Here is a 15,394-nt window from a genome sequence, read left to right as displayed (position 1 = left end):
TCAGAGGTGAAGGGGGTTGGCGATGGTGACGTAAACGGACTGGGTGTCGACCGGACCGACGAGTTCGTCGAGGCCGTGCAGTCGGGTCAGAAGGTTGGCCTTGCAGCGCAGTACGGGTGAGTCGAGCAGGCGGGCGGGCAGGGAGGTGCGCAGCCGCGCGGGGCCGGAGGCGACATCGCCGAGGAAGCGGCGGAAGGCGGCGAGCAACACGCGTTCGTCGGCCAGACGTTGGGAGCCGAACGCGCCGATGAGGCCAAGCACGTTGTTAATGGCGAGGTAGTAGGCGAACCGCTCGTCGGTGACCTCGTCGGAGACGAACGTGTCGCTGTGCTCGCCGATACCGGGCAACCGGGCGTCGAGTTCCGCGCGACGGGACTCGCGGAAGTAGTAGCCCTGGTTGTCGCGGTAACGACCGCCTGCGGGCCAACCGTCGGCGTCCAGCAGAAGCAGCGTGTTCTGCTGGTGGGCCTCCAGCGCGATCCCGGCCTCCGCGTCCAGCCACAGCACGGGGCGGACCACCTGTTCGAGGTAGCGCAGGAACCACTCGGCGGCAACGGCCCCACGCGGACGGCCGGTTCGGCGGGCCAGGCTCGTGACGAGGTCGGCGAGTCGGGATCGCATGGTCGGCCGGCCCTCCGCCTCCGGGTCACGCGGTCGGGGCGAGACGAGTCCGGCGATGCAGGAGACGTCGTCCGAGGGGCTGAACGGGTTGTGCCGGACCACCACGTCGAGGCCGGCAACCGGGACACCGTTCGGATCGTCGACGGCGAGCCAGGCAGGGTCGCGGACGATGTCGAACCCAGGATGGGCTGCCTGCCACTGCTTGGCGAGGCCGCTGCGCAGCAGGCGGTGGACCTCGACGCCTCGGTGCAGTTCCTTGCGGAGGTTCTCACGACGGGAGTTGGTGATGCGGAGGCCCAGAGACAGCTTGAGCATGGCGGGGGCGCCCGAGCGGTGGACGGTTCGTACGGAGGAGGTGGGGTGCCACGGGAGGCCTTGTACTCCGAGGTCGCGGAGCAGTCCGGCGTCGAGCAGGGCCGCGGTTTCACTGCGCCGGCGGAGCTCCCGGAGTTGCCAGGGGTGCATGGGCAGGGCCGCGTAACCATCGGGCAGCAAGGGGTGCTCGCCACCAGCAAGTCGTGCCGTGAGGTGGGGCGCGGGGACGAGACGACCGCGCTCGGTCCAGGCGGAGTCGGTGGCGAGTACGGATGGAGCGACAGCGAGCCAGTGCAGGGGGAAGGAGCCTCGCAATTCCGGTGAGTACAGCCGTACTTCGGACTCGGAGAGACCTTCGCGGCTCTTGGGGGTCGGGTGCAGGGGGTGTCCGAGCAGGAGGGCCTGTTCGGCCGCGAGGAAGAGGTCGGGGCCGTCGGAAGGGTGCCGGCGGCGGTGGGTGAGGAAGGTGGCGGTACGGCGGAGGGAGTCGATGACGCGGGCGACCAGGTCGGGGCCGGGCATGTCGGCAAGGTCAGGTGCGGGCGCGGGGTTCGTCGTGGGCGCGGTACCGGAGGTGGACTCAGGACCAGCGGTGGACTTAGGGCAAGTCGAGGGCGCAGGGGTGACAACAGGCGCAGGGGTAGCAACAGGCGTCTCCCGGGCCAGCAGCGCCGCAACCGTGACCGCGTCCGCCGGTGAGGAGGACCGGTCGGATTCAGAGGCGTCGGAGTCAGGGGCGTCGGCGAAGTACGGGATGCCGAAGCGGTGCCAGCCGGTCGGGGACCAGTAGTGGATCGGGGCGTGCAGAGTCGTACCGCTTGCGGGGAGGGAGATGCGGAGGGTGCCGTCGGCGGGGGCGGGGATGCCGGTCTCGCGTACCCAGCAGCGGAGGAGGTTTTCGACGGTGGCGGCGTCAGCTGCGGTGATGGGGTCGACGTTTTCCAGTGGGTCGGCGTGGTCCAGCGGGTTGGCGAGGGTGTGAGGCGGGCGCGGGGGTTCCACGTGCGGGGTGCGGCTCTGCGACGGGACCGGGGCCTCCGGCGTCTCCGATGTCTCCGGCGCCTTGGCCTGCTCCGGAACCCTGACCTGCGCCGAGGTGTCGCCCTGTTGGCACGGCACCGGTGTGGGCGTCGGTGCGTGGGAGTCGGGTGCGGAGGTGGTGTTCAAGGTGGTTCCTCATGGGTGGTTCTGGGCCGTGCGGTCGGCTCGCGCTGGCGGTTCGTCCTGGTGCTTTGCCTGGTGGTCAGCCTGGTGTTTTGCCTGGTCTGGTGATCGTGCTGAATGCAAGGAGTTAGGGGTACCGGTCATGTGTGGAAGACAGTCGGCAGAGCTGCGCGCGCGCCGAGGCTTCCTGTCCTGCCGCCGTGGAAAGGGGATTTGCCACCGCGGAGGCCGGACACGGACAGCAGGACCCCCATCGGTACCAACCCCGCTGCGTGCACGGGGTTACGGGTGGCCTCACAATCCTTGCCGGGGCATGGACGTTGATGTCGTCGCGTCCCAAGTCGCGCTGTTAGGCGGCCGGTTCGATGGTGACCTTGACGTGCTTCATGAGTGGCTGGTCGCTCTGGGTGCTGAAGTCGCCGATGGCGCACAGGACGTTCATTTCCGGCATGTAGCCGGCCGCACAGCCGCGCGGGATGTCGTAGGGGATGGCCAGGTAGCCGTTGAGGTGGCGGCGGGTGCCGTCCTTGGCGGTGCTGGTGATGTCCACCGGGTCGAACTCGGCGAGCCCGCGTTCGCGCATGTCGTCCTTGTTCATGAAGACGAGGGTGCGGAGGTTCTCGATGCCGCGGTAGCGGTCGTTGTCGGAGTAGATGGTGGTGTTCCACTGGTCGTGGGAGCGCATCGTGCCCAGCGCCAGGGTGCCCGGGGCGGGGACCACGTCGGGCAGGGGCGCGGTGGAGAATTCGGCGCGGCCCGACGGGGTGAGGAAAACCAGTTCGCGGGCGGGCTGTTTGATGCGGAAGCCGAGCGGGAGCCGTACCCGGCGGTTGAAGTCCTCGAAGCCGTCCAGGACTTGGGCCATGGTGTCGCGGATGCGGTCGTAGTCCTCGATGTACCACTCCCAGGGGGTGGAGCTGTCGGGCAGGGCGGCGCGGGCCATTCCGGCGATGACGGCGGGCTCGGAGAGCAGGTGGGGCGAGGCGGGGCGCTTCATGCCGAGGGAGAGGTGGACCATGCTCATCGAGTCCTCGACCGAGGTGCGCTGGACGCCGTGGCGCTGCTGGTCCTTCTCGGTGCGGCCCAGGCACGGCAGGATGAGCGCCCGCCTGCCGTGCACGAGATGGCTGCGGTTGAGCTTGGTGCTGACCTGGACGGTGAGGTCGCAGGTGCGCAGGGCCTCGTAGGTGTACGGGGTGTCGGGGGCGGCGAGCGCGAAGTTGCCGCCCATGCCGACGAACACCTTCACCTCGCCGCGGTGCATGGCCTGGATGGTGCCGACGGTGTCCAGACCGTGCTCGTGCGGCGGGTCGATCGCGCAGACCTCGGCGAGGCGCTCCAGGAACGTCTCGGTGGGCCGGTGGTCGATGCCGCAGGTGCGGTTGCCCTGCACGTTGCTGTGCCCGCGTACGGGAGACGGTCCCGCGCCCTCGCGCCCCAGATTTCCGCGCAGCAGAAGGAGGTTGACGATCTCGCGGACGGTGTCGACGCCGTGTTCGTGCTGGCTGACGCCGAGGCACCAGCTGACGATGCTGCGGTCGGCGTCGCGGTAGACGCGTGCCGTCTTGAGGATGTCGTCGCGGTCGACCCCCGACTGGCGCTCGATCTCCGCCCAGGGGGTGGCCTCGCACAGCGCCCGGTAGGCGTCGAAGCCCTCGGTGTGGCGGTCGAGGAACACCTGGTCCAGTGCCTTGGGGTCGGTCCGGGCCTGTTCCAGGATCGCCTTGGCGACGCCGCGCAGGAGGGCCATGTCACCGCCGATGCGCGGTTGCAGGTTCAGGGTGCTGGTCCGCGTCGACTTGAAGAGGGCCATGTCGGTGAAGTCGTGCGGCACGATGGTGCGGGTCGCCGCCGCCTCGACCAGCGGGTTGATGTGCACGATCTGCGCGCCGCGCCGGTATGCCTCGGCCAGGGCGGTGAGCATCCTGGGCGCGTTGGAGGCGGCGTTGACGCCCATGATGAACAGGGCATCGGTGGCCTCCCAGTCCTTGAGGTCGACGGTCCCCTTGCCTGTGCCGAGGGACGCCGTGAGCGCGCGCCCGCTGGCCTCGTGGCACATGTTGGAGCAGTCGGGCAGGTTGTTCGTGCCCAGTTCGCGGGCCATCAACTGGTAGAGGAAGGTGGCCTCGTTGCCGAGCCGGCCGGAGGTGTAGAAGGCAGCCTGGTTCGGGCTGTCCAGTTCGCGCAGGACACGCCCGACCGTCTCGAACGCGTCGTGCCAGCCGATCGGGACGTAGTGGTCGGACTCGGGGTCGTAGACCATCGGTTCGGTGAGCCGGCCCTGGTCCTCCAGGTCGAAGTCGCTCCAGCCGGACAGTTCGGTGACCGAATGGGCGGCGAAGAAGTCACGGCCGACCCGCTTGGGGGTCATCTCCCAGGTGACGTGCTTGATGCCGTTCTCGCAGATGTCCAGGTGCAGGCCCTTGGTGTCGTCCGGCCAGGCGCACCCGGGGCAGTCGAAGCCGCCGTTCTCGTGGTTCATCCGCATGATCGCCCGTGGCCCGTCCACGAGCGCGCCCTCGCGCACCAGCACCTTGCCCACGCTCTTGGCCGCGCCCCAGCCGGCGGCGGGGTGGCGGTAGGGGTGGGCCTGTGGTTCGCCCTGTGGATCGGGCCCCACGTGCGGCTGCGGACCGTTCTGACCGTCGTGCGTGGTGGTCACGGGTCTCACCATCTCCCCGTCCGGGCGGGCAGGCACCAGGAGAAATGCGCTTTTCAGACATCTACGATTCCACAGTGCCCACGCCGACGCGATTCGGCAGGACACGCTTCCGCCCGAACCGCTCGCCCGTCCGACCAGCCCAGGTCAGCCCGTCGGCGCCGCAGGCAGGTCGTCCAGGAAGGTGACGGTCGGCACGTGGAACAGGCATCCCGTCATCGCCGTCGAGAAGTCGAGGATCCGGTCGTGCTTGGCCCCGTCGTTGCCGAGGAACATGTTCCGGAGCATCCGCTCGGTCACCTCGGGCGTACGGGCGTAGCCGATGAAGTACGTGCCGAACTCGCCGGTGCCCACGGTCCCGAACGGCATGTTCTCCCGCACGATCTTGAGCTCGTTGCCGTCCTCGTCGGTGATGACGTTGAGGGCCACGTGGGAGTCGGCGGGTTTGACGTCGTCGGGGAGTTCGAGGTTGGCCAGCTTGGTGCGTCCGATGGCGTTCTCCTGCTCGTCGGCGGGCAGGGCGTTCCACTCCGTCATGTCGTGCAGGTACTTCTGGACGATCACGTAGCTGCCGCCCTTGAAGGCGTGGTCCTCGTCACCGATGAGCACGGCGTCGGAAGCGAGCCGGCCCTCGGGGTTCTCGCTGCCGTCGACGAAGCCGAGCAGGTCCCGCTCGTCGAAGTACTTGAAGCCGTGCACCTCGTCGACGACCGTGACCGCGCCGGCCAGCCGTTCGGCGAACAGCCGGGTCAGTTCGAAGCAGAGGTCCATCCGACGGGCGCGTACATGGAAGAGGAGGTCGCCCGGCGTGGACGGGGCCCGGTGCCGGTCACCGGTCAACTCGACGAACGGATGCAGTTGCTGCGGGCGCGGTCCGCTGAACAGCCGGTCCCAGGCGTCCGATCCGATGCCGACGACACAGGTGAGTTCGTCGTCGGGAGCGCGGAAGGCGACCGAGCGGCGCAGCCCCGAGACGTCCTCCAGCAGATCGCGGACCGTCTCCTCCTGCCCCGGCGTGATGGTGACCACGAGAAACATGGCAGCCCTGGCCGGAGGGACGATCACTGGCTGCGACTCGACCACGGGTCGGCCTCCTCAACCTGTACGAGACGGGTCCCGCGAGGGGTCCCGGGGTGGGTCCGTTCTCCGCCATCCTGCTGTGTCCCCGGGAAATCCGCACGAGGACACCGAGGACACAAGGGACACAGTGGCTCAGCCGCCGACGAGGCCCACGACGAGGTTGATGGCGGTGGCGAGGATGCTGGTGCCGAAGACGTAGGACAGCAGCGAGTGCCTCAGCACGATCGCGCGGATCTCCGGACTGGAGACGTCGGTGTCGGAGACCTGGTAGGTCATGCCGAGGTTGTAGCTGAAGTAGAAGAAGTCCCGGTACGCCGGCGGCTGGTCGGAGTTGAAGTCGATCCCCTTGCCGGTCTCGTAGTACACGTACGCGTAGCGGGCGGCGTACATCAGGTGCAGTGCTGCCCAGGCCAGGAAGACCGCGCACAGTGCGGTCGTGGCCGTGGCGTGGCCGGGATCGGATCGGCCGCGCACGAGCAGCAGCACGATGGCCACCAGTCCACCCAGGGCCACCGCGACGACCAGGAGTTCCTCGACGAGGGGCCGGAAGTCCTCGCGCTGGGCGTTGCGGTGGGTGTCGGTGGCGTCCATCGGCCACAGCACCACCCAGCCCGTCACGACGAAGATGAGTTCCGTGGCGGCGATGCCCGCGATCAGACCCAGATCCAGGTCGGTCGGCAGCCCGACGGCCACACCGACGACGGTTCCGAGGACCGTCGCGCCGGCGAGCCTGGACAGGGCGTTCAGCGGCTGACGAGTCCCCATGGGTGAACACCGTAGCCCCATCGGCACCGTCCGGCTCGGCAGGGCCCGCCGGGTCGGCGAAGCGGGTCGCGTCGGCCCCCTCGATGGCCAGGTCAGAACCCTCGACACCCAGGTCAGACCGCTTGTAGCCGAACCGTTGCCGTTCCGTGCGACGTCACCCACAGCGGACCCATAGTCTGTGTTGCCGTTCCGCCGAAATCCGTTGAACCCAGGGGGAGTCAGACCATGCGACCCATCCGGCCGTCCTTCACCACCCGCCCGGGGAGGAGTGCGCGCCGCAGAGTCTCCCCCGTGCTGACCGCCGTCGCGATCGCCTCCGCGCTGGCACTCACCGCCACCGCCTGTGGCTCCGGCGACGACACCAAGGCGGACGGGCGGGCCTCGGCCGCGGCCGCCGCGTCGGACGACGGCGGGCTCAAGATCCCGGACGACATCAGGGACAAGCTCAAAGAGCACGGCATCGACATCGACAAATGGAAGGACGGCGCCTGGAAGAACTGGGACAAGGACGACTGGCTGCGCGAGGCCGACGACTTCGTCAACCCGATCATCAAGGGCCTGTGGGACCCGGAGCGGATGCGGGACGCCGACGACCCGGACAAGGGCGTCGACGACAGCGACCTCTCGGGCGACCAGGGCGTGACCGACCCGACGCCCGAGCCGGTGGACGCGAAGGCCGTGCCGCCTACGTACCACGCCAACGCGGCGACGGCCGGCAAGGTGTTCTTCGACTCCCCCGAGGGCACGATGGTCTGCTCGGCGACGGTCGTGCAGGACCCGGCGCACCCGGGGAAGTCCAACCTGGTCTGGACGGCGGGCCATTGCGTGCACGCCGGCAAGAAGGGCGGCTGGTACCGCAACATCGCGTTCGTGCCGTCGTACAACGACCAGGGCAAGTCGGCCGCCGAGTTGGAGAACGCCACCCGCGAGGAGACCGCTCCCTACGGCGTGTACTGGGGTGACTGGGCGCAGACCTCCCAGCAGTGGATCGAGCAGGGCGGCGAGACCGGCGGCGACGGAGCCTCGTACGACTACGCCGTCATTCATGTGACGCCCGAGAAGGGCAGCAACGGCAAGTCCCTCGAGGAGACGGTCGGTGCGGCGCTGCCGGTGAACTTCAACGCCCCGGCCGTGCCGAAGGTCGCGAGCATCACGGCGACCGGCTATCCGGCGGCGGCTCCGTTCGACGGCCAACTGCTGTACCAGTGCCAGGACAAGCCGGGTCGGCTGTCGATCAACACCGCGGACCCGACGATGTACCGGATCGGGTGCACCATGACCGGCGGTTCGTCCGGCGGGGGTTGGGTCGCGACGGGGTCGGACGGCAAGCCGGCGCTGGTGTCCAACACCTCGATCGGTCCGGTGACCGCGGGCTGGCTGGCCGGTCCGCGGCTGGGCGACGTGGCGAAGGGCGTGTACGACTCGGTGAGCGAGAAGTTCGCCGGTCAGTGACGGAGCAGCGGACGGTGACGGGACAGCGGACCGTGACGGATCAGCGGACGCGGTAGACGGACACGGCGGGCGACGGGGTGCCCAGGAACACATTCACCACCCCGTCCCCGTCCGCCCTCGACCCCCGGGCGACACCACTCACCGGCCACGGCACCACTGGGAGCACCAACACCGCACGTTTCAACGGGGGTTATCGCACCATGCCTTCCACCCGCACACCCACTGGGCCGGGCCGCCACCGGCGCACCGCACTTGCAGCCACCGGCCTGCTCACCGCGCTCGCCCTGACCGCGACCGCGTGCAACGGCGCGGACGACGACAGCGCCGGCGACAAGCCGGCCACCGCCTCGCAGTCGTCCGGCACCGGCGACGGCAAGCCGTACATCCCGGCCGACATAGCGAGCAGGCTCAAGGAGCACGGGATCGATGTCGACGAGTGGGCCAAGGGCGGCTGGAAGGACTGGGACAAGGACAAGTGGCTCAGCGCCGCGAAGGACTTCGTCAACCCGGTGATCGACGACCTCTGGAAACCCGAGCGGATGAAGTCCGCCCACGAGGCGAACAAGACGGTGTCGACCAAGGACGCCGCCGCCGACCAGGGCGTCAGTGACCCGGTGCCGGCGCCCGTCGAGGCCACGGCCGAGATGACGCCGTACCACGAGAACGCGGCCCCGGTCGGCAAGGTGTTCTTCGACTCCCCCGAGGGCTCGATGGTCTGCTCGGGCACGGTGATCAAGGACGTGAACCATCCGGGCAGGTCCAACCTGGTCTGGACGGCCGGGCATTGTGTGCACGCGGGCGCGGGCGGCGGTTGGTACCGCAACATCGCCTTCGTCCCGGCCTACAACGACCTCGGCGAGTCGGCGTCGCAGCTCAGCAACGTGAACGCCGCCGAGATCGCCCCGTACGGCAACTGGTGGGCGGACTGGGCGTCGACCTCCAGCCAGTGGATCCAGGGCGGCTCGGAGTCGGGCGGCGCGGGTGCGGCGTACGACTTCGCCGTGCTGCATGTGAAGCCCGAACAGGGCACCAAGTCCCTTGAGGAGACGGTCGGTGCGGCGCTCGACGTCGACTTCTCGGCGCCGTCCGCGCCCAAGGTTCCCGAGATGGGCGCCTGGGGATACCCGGCGGCGCCGCCGTACGACGGTCTGCAGATGTTCAAGTGCCTCGACCGGCCAGGGCGGTTCTCGCTGGACCCGACCCTGCCGACGATGTACCGCATCGGCTGCACCATGACCGGCGGCTCGTCCGGCGGCGGCTGGTTCCGGGTGGTGGACGGCGAGACCGAGCTGGTCTCCAACACGTCGATCGGCCCGTCCGACAACACCTGGCTGGCCGGCCCGCAGTTGGGACGGACGGCCGAGTCGCTCTACGAGAACATGAGCCGGACGTACGGCGGCCGGTGAGGCCGGAGAAGCCGGAGAAACCGACACCGCAGGCAACGCCGAAGGCCCGCCCCCGATCGAACAGGGGCGGGCCTTCGGGCCGTTCAACGGGACGGACGTCCCACATGCCACGGACGCCCAGTCGCGACAGACGTCCTACGACACTCAGATCAGCGGCGCCGGAACGTACGGCGTGAGTTCCGCCGCCAGTTCCTCATGCACCCGCAGCTTGAGCAACGTGCCCTCCGGGGTGTGCTCCTCGGAGATCACCTCGCCCTCGTCGTGCGCGCGGGCGACCAGCTTGCCGTGGGTGTACGGCACGAGCGCCTCGATCTCGACGGACGGCCTCGGCAGCTCGTTGTCGATGAGCGCGAGCAGCTCCGCGATGCCCTGGCCGGTACGGGCCGAGACCGCGATGGAACGCTTCTCGATCCGCATCAGCCGCTGGAGCGTCAACGGGTCGGCCGCGTCCGCCTTGTTGATCACGACGATCTCGGGCACCTTGGTGGCGCCGACGTCCCGGACCACCTCGCGCACGGCGGCCAGCTGCTCCTCCGGGTTGGGGTGCGAGCCGTCCACCACGTGCAGGATCAGGTCGGACTCGCCGACCTCCTCCATGGTGGAACGGAACGCCTCGACCAGGTGGTGCGGCAGGTGCCGGACGAATCCGACGGTGTCGGCCAGCGTGTACAGCCGGCCGCTCGGGGTCTCCGCCCGGCGGACGGTCGGGTCCAGGGTCGCGAACAGGGAGTTCTCGACCAGGACGCCCGCGCCCGTGAGGCGGTTGAGCAGGGACGACTTGCCGGCGTTGGTGTAGCCCGCGATGGCGACCGACGGCACCCGGTGGCGCTTGCGCTCCTGGCGCTTGATGTCGCGGCCGGTCTTCATCTCCGCGATCTCCCGGCGCATCTTCGCCATCTTCTCGCGGATCCGTCGCCGGTCCGTCTCGATCTTGGTCTCACCGGGACCACGGGTGGCGAGGCCGCCGCCCGAGCCGCCGCCCATCTGCCGGGACAGCGACTGACCCCAGCCGCGCAGCCTCGGCAGCATGTACTGCATCTGCGCGAGCGCGACCTGCGCCTTGCCCTCTCGGGACTTGGCGTGCTGGGCGAAGATGTCGAGGATCAGGGCCGTACGGTCGATGACCTTGACCTTGACGACGTCTTCGAGATGGATGAGCTGGCCCGGACTGAGCTCACCGTCGCAGATCACGGTGTCGGCGCCGGTCTCCAGGACGATGTCCCTGAGCTCGGTCGCCTTGCCGGAGCCGATGTAGGTGGCCGCGTCGGGCTTGTCGCGACGCTGGACGACACCGTCGAGCACGAGTGCGCCGGCGGTCTCCGCGAGGGCGGCGAGCTCCGCGAGGGAGTTCTCCGCGTCCTGTGCGGTGCCCGTGGTCCACACGCCGACGAGGACGACCCGCTCCAGCCGGAGCTGGCGGTACTCGACCTCGGTGACGTCCTCGAGTTCGGTGGAGAGGCCGACCACACGGCGCAGGGCCGCGCGCTCGGAGCGGTCGAACTGTTCGCCGTCCCGGTCTCCGTCGATCTCGTGGCTCCAGGCGACGTCCTCTTCCATCAGGGCATCGGCCCGAAGACCGTCTGGGTTGTCGTGCGCGAAGCGCTTGGCGTCCTGGGAAGGGGAAGAAGAGGAGGTCATTGGATCCTTACGTAGATGGGGAGTGCGATACGGCGCTCATCAGTCTCAACGTCCGAGTACCCCGGGAGATTCCCGTGTCCCGTCCCGCGCCGACCGAACGATGGTCGCACGGGACGCCTCGTCTCGTCACCGACTTATTTCCCAGCCTCAGCGCCTTCCTTACCGGCCTCAGTCGCCTATTTCCCGGCCTTCTTCACCGGCTCGACGGCCTTCCAGTCCGGGTGACCGGGCATCGGCGGGGTCTTCTCGCCGTACAGCCAGCCCTTGAAGAAGTCACCGAGGTCGCGGCCGGAGATCTCGGCGGCCAGCTGTTCGAAGTCGGCGGTCGTCGCGGTGCCGTCGCGGTGGAGTTCGAGCCAGGTGCGTTCCAGGCGCTCGAAGTCGGAGCGGCCGATCTCCTCGCGCAGGGCGTAGAGGGCGAGCGCGGCGCCGTCGTAGACGTTGGGGCGGAAGATGCTGATCTTCTGGCCGGGCTGGGGCGCCTTGGGCCGGGCGGGCGGTCCCCCGGCGGCGCGCCAGCGGTCCGAGGCGCCGTACGCGGCCTTCATCCGCGCCTCCATCGACCGGCCGGCCTTCTCCTGCGCGTACAGCGCCTCGTACCACGTGGCGTGTCCCTCGTTGAGCCACAGGTCGGACCACGCGCGCGGGCTGACGCTGTCGCCGAACCACTGGTGGGACAGCTCGTGGACCATGATCGACTCGACGTACCACTTCGGGTAGGCGGGCTCGGTGAAGAGGTCCTTCTCAAAGAGGGAGAGGGTTTGAGTTTCCAACTCGAAGCCCGTGGTGGCCTCCGCCATGAGCACGCCGTACGTCTCGAAGGGGTACGGGCCGACCTTGCTCTCCATCCAGGCGATCTGGTCGGGCGTCTTGGCGAGCCACGGTTCGAGCGCCGCGCGGTCCTTGGTGGGCACGACATCGCGCACCGGCAGCCCGTTGGGCCCGTCGCGGTGCACCACGCTGGAGCGGCCGATGGAGACCTGGGCGAGCTCGGTGGCCATGGGGTGCTGGGTGCGGTACGTCCAGGTGGTCGCCCTGCCGACGCGGTCCACGCCCGCGGGGAGGCCGTTGGCGACGGCGGTGTAGCCGTTCGGGGCGGTGACCCTGATGGTGAACATCGCCTTGTCGGAGGGGTGGTCGTTGCACGGGAACACCAGGTGCGCGGCATCTGCCTGGTTGGCCATCGCGAGCCCGTCCTTGGTGCGCACCCAGCCGCCGTCCTGCCCGTCGGCGGGCACCGGGTCGCTGGTGTGCCGCACGGTGATCCGCGTCCAACTCCCCTCGGTCAGCGGCTCCCGCGGCGTGACCACGAGGTCGTCACCCGCCTTGGTGTACGACGCCGGCTCGCCGTCGACGTCGACCGACTCGACCTTGCCGTGCGCGAAGTCGAGGTTGAGGCGGTCCAGGTTGGTCGTCGTCCAGGCGTCGATCGTCGTGACCGCCTGGAGGGGCTTGCTGTTGGAGCCCGGATAGGTGAAGGAGAGGTCGTACGACGCCACGTCGTACCCGGGGTTGCCGAGGTACGGGAAGAGGCGGTCGCCGACGCCCAGCGGGGCCGCCGGGGCGCTCGCGGCGAGGAGGCAGACGGAGACGGCGGAGGCGAGCAGCGCGGTCGCCTTCAGGCGGCGGGGGCTCCTCGTGCGGGGGCCTGCGGTGTGCGGGGCGGCGGCCTGGGGGCGGGCCGCCCGGACGCGGGGGGTGAGCAGCATGCACCACGACCTACCAGCGCGCGCGTGCGCTGCGGCGACGGCGCGCGTTCGGCCCACCCGAACGGGTAGGTCGGGCGGGGGTGCATGGCGTGACACACCGGCGCGTCAGCTATCGCGCACGCCCCTCGCGGGACGCCGTCGAGGAGGCCGAGGGACCGCTGCGGAGGCGAGCTCGCCTCCAGTGTCCGGCCTCCAGAGTCCGGCCTTCGGAGCCCCGTCTTTCGGAGCCCCGTCCTTCACAGCCCCGCCGTCTGCGCCCTGCTCACGTCGTACACCCCGGGCACGTTCCGCATGGCCCGCATCAGGGCCGGAAGGTGGGCCGCGTCCGGGAGTTGGACGGTGTACGTGTGGCGCACCTGCTGCTGTGTCGGGGGTTCGACCGTCGCGGAGACGATCTCCGCGCCTTCGAGGGCCATGGCCTCGGTGAGGTCGGCCAGCAGGTGGGGCCGGACGAACGATTCGGCGACCAGGGTGACCCGGCACTCGGCGGTGTCGCCCCAGCGCACGCCGACCTCCGGGCGCCCCGCGGTCTTCATCCGCGCCACCCCGGCGCACTCCACGCGGTGCACGGTCACCACGCCCCCGCGCACGGCGAAGCCGGTCACGTCGTCGGGCGGCACGGGCGTGCAGCAGCCGGCGAGGCGCACGGTCGCGCCGGGCTGGTCGACGGTGACGTGATCGGTGGCGGGGCGGGTGGTCGGCGCCTCGGCGGTGGGCCGCTGCGTGACGGCGGGGCCCTCGGCCTCCTCGGCGGCGTCCTGCGAGGGGTGCGTCGTGATCCAGCGCTGGATGGCGATCCGGGCGGCGGGCGTGTGCGCGTGCTCCAGCCACTCCCTGGAGGGCTCGGAGGCGGGGTCCTGTCCCATGAGGAGCTGGACGGTGTCCCCGTCGCGCAGGGCCGTGCTGAGCGTCGCCAGGCGGCCGTTGACGCGGGCGCCGATGCACGCGTGCGCGTCCTCGCCGTACTGCGCGTAGGCGGCGTCGACGCAGGTGGCGCCGTCGGGCAGGCCCAGGGTGCCGCCGTCGGGGCGGTAGACGGTGATCTCGCGGTCCTGGGCGAGGTCCTCGCGCAGGGTCGACCAGAAGGTGTCGGGGTCGGGCGCCGCCTCCTGCCAGTCGAGGAGACGGGAGAGCCAGCCGGGCCGGGTGGGGTCGACGCGCTCGCCGTCGGCGGGGTCCTCGGGCGCGGGGGCGTACGGGTTGCCGAGCGCGACGACGCCGGCCTCGGCGACCTTGTGCATCTGGGGGGTGCGGATGAGGACTTCGACGACCTGGCCGTCCCCGCGGGCCACCGCGGTGTGCAGCGACTGGTACAGGTTGAACTTCGGTACGGCGATGAAGTCCTTGAACTCCGAGACGACGGGCGTCATACAGGTGTGCAGCTCGCCCAGGACCGCGTAACAGTCCGCGTCCTCGTTCACGAGCACGAGCAGCCGCCCGAAGTCGGCGCCGCGCAGCTCGCCGCGTTTGCGGGCGACGCGGTGGACGGAGACGAAGTGCCGTGGCCGGATGAGGACTTCGGCCGGGATGTCGGCGTCGCGCAGCACCACGCGCATCTCCTCGGCCATCTCGGCCAGCGGATCGTCCGCGCGGGAGGCGTTGTCGACGATCAACTCCCGTGTGTGCTCGTACTCCTCGGGATGGATGATCTGGAAGACCAGGTCCTCCAGCTCGGTCTTGAGCGCCTGGACACCGAGCCGTTCGGCGAGCGGGATGAGGACGTCGCGGGTCACCTTGGCGATGCGCGCCTGCTTCTCGGGGCGCATCACGCCGAGGGTGCGCATGTTGTGCAGCCGGTCGGCGAGTTTGATCGACATCACGCGTACGTCGCTGCCGGCGGCGACGAGCATCTTGCGGAAGGTCTCCGGCTCGGCGGCGGCGCCGTAGTCGACCTTCTCCAACTTCGTGACGCCGTCGACGAGATAGCGGACCTCGGCGCCGAACTCCTCGCCGACCTGGTCCAGCGTCACGTCGGTGTCCTCGACGGTGTCGTGGAGCAGAGAGGCCGTCAAGGTCGTGGTCTCGGCGCCGAGTTCGGCCAGGATCAGGGTCACGGCGAGGGGGTGCGTGATGTACGGCTCGCCGCTCTTGCGCATCTGGCCGCGGTGCGAGGACTCGGCCAACACGTAGGCGCGGCGCAGGGGTTCGAGGTCGGCGTCGGAGTAGTGGGCGCGGTGGGCCTCGGCGACGTGGCCGATGGCGTCGGGCAGCCGGTCACGGGCCGTGGGGCCGAGCAGGGCCGCCCGGCCCAGCCGGCGCAGATCGATCCGCGCCCGCCAGCGAGCCGCGGACCCGGTCATCGGACCTGGGGTCGCGGGGTTCGTGGCCTCCGCACTCATGGGCACCTCCGGCTGCGTGGACCGGCGGACGGGGTGCCCCAGGGCGGACACGGCTCAGGGAGCGGCAACACTCCCCGTCCGGGCCGGTGCTTGATGCTACCGAGCCCACCACGTGCGACTGACCGCCTCTCGTCGAGCGTGAAACGGATCACCCATTCGAGCGAAGGTTTGTAGGTTTACGGTTTCGCGCCACGCGGAAAGCGGTCGGCCGTGCTTTCGAACCCACGACCGCTCCCCGGGTGACAA

Annotated in this window: 9 protein-coding genes; 2 read left to right on the top strand and 7 right to left on the bottom strand. The window is 70.0% G+C overall.

The genetic code is table 11. The features are described from left to right. The 4 genes from ACWD5F_RS08495 to ACWD5F_RS08480 form a co-directional block, all read right to left on the bottom strand. A complete protein-coding gene (locus ACWD5F_RS08495) occupies nt 1-2,103 on the bottom strand; it encodes an IucA/IucC family protein (RefSeq protein ID WP_451252404.1) in 2,103 nt (700 codons plus the stop codon). 346 nt (nt 2,104-2,449) lie between these two features. Next, on the bottom strand, nt 2,450-4,774 hold the full coding sequence (locus ACWD5F_RS08490) for an FdhF/YdeP family oxidoreductase (RefSeq protein WP_451252403.1): 2,325 nt from the start codon (nt 4,772-4,774) through the stop codon (nt 2,450-2,452). Between the two features lie 132 nt (nt 4,775-4,906). After that, entirely contained in the window at nt 4,907-5,842 is a 936-nt protein-coding gene (locus ACWD5F_RS08485) for a Dyp-type peroxidase (RefSeq protein WP_451252401.1), read from the bottom strand. Nucleotides 5,843-5,971: 129 nt separating this feature from the next. Continuing rightward, on the bottom strand, nt 5,972-6,604 hold the full coding sequence (locus tag ACWD5F_RS08480; RefSeq protein WP_401722190.1) for a DUF1345 domain-containing protein: 633 nt from the start codon (nt 6,602-6,604) through the stop codon (nt 5,972-5,974). 225 nt (nt 6,605-6,829) lie between these two features. Here ACWD5F_RS08480 and ACWD5F_RS08475 point away from each other — a divergent pair, with 225 nt between their 5' ends. Both ACWD5F_RS08475 and ACWD5F_RS08470 read left to right on the top strand, forming a co-directional pair. Further along, nucleotides 6,830-8,056, top strand: a complete 1,227-nt coding sequence (locus tag ACWD5F_RS08475; RefSeq protein WP_451252399.1) for a trypsin-like serine peptidase — start codon at nt 6,830-6,832, stop codon at nt 8,054-8,056. A 200-nt stretch (nt 8,057-8,256) separates the two neighbouring features. Beyond that, complete coding sequence (locus ACWD5F_RS08470) at nt 8,257-9,462, top strand: trypsin-like serine peptidase (RefSeq protein WP_451252398.1); 1,206 nt, start codon at nt 8,257-8,259, stop codon at nt 9,460-9,462. 144 nt (nt 9,463-9,606) lie between these two features. Here ACWD5F_RS08470 and hflX read toward each other — a convergent pair whose 3' ends face one another. From hflX to ACWD5F_RS08455, 3 genes are all read right to left on the bottom strand, one after another. Then, nucleotides 9,607-11,100, bottom strand: coding sequence for a GTPase HflX (hflX, locus tag ACWD5F_RS08465; protein WP_451252396.1), 1,494 nt, complete (start codon nt 11,098-11,100; stop codon nt 9,607-9,609). Between the two features lie 176 nt (nt 11,101-11,276). Next, nucleotides 11,277-12,809, bottom strand: a complete 1,533-nt coding sequence (locus ACWD5F_RS08460) for a M1 family metallopeptidase (RefSeq protein ID WP_451252394.1) — start codon at nt 12,807-12,809, stop codon at nt 11,277-11,279. Between the two features lie 236 nt (nt 12,810-13,045). Continuing rightward, nucleotides 13,046-15,148, bottom strand: a complete 2,103-nt coding sequence (locus tag ACWD5F_RS08455) for a RelA/SpoT family protein (RefSeq protein WP_401722204.1) — start codon at nt 15,146-15,148, stop codon at nt 13,046-13,048. Between the last annotated feature and the right edge of the window lie 246 nt (nt 15,149-15,394).

Source organism: Streptomyces sp. NPDC002499, from assembly GCF_053595415.1.
The sequence above is the reverse complement of the archived record's forward strand: the minus strand, read 5'-3'. Positions and strand labels throughout refer to the sequence as shown.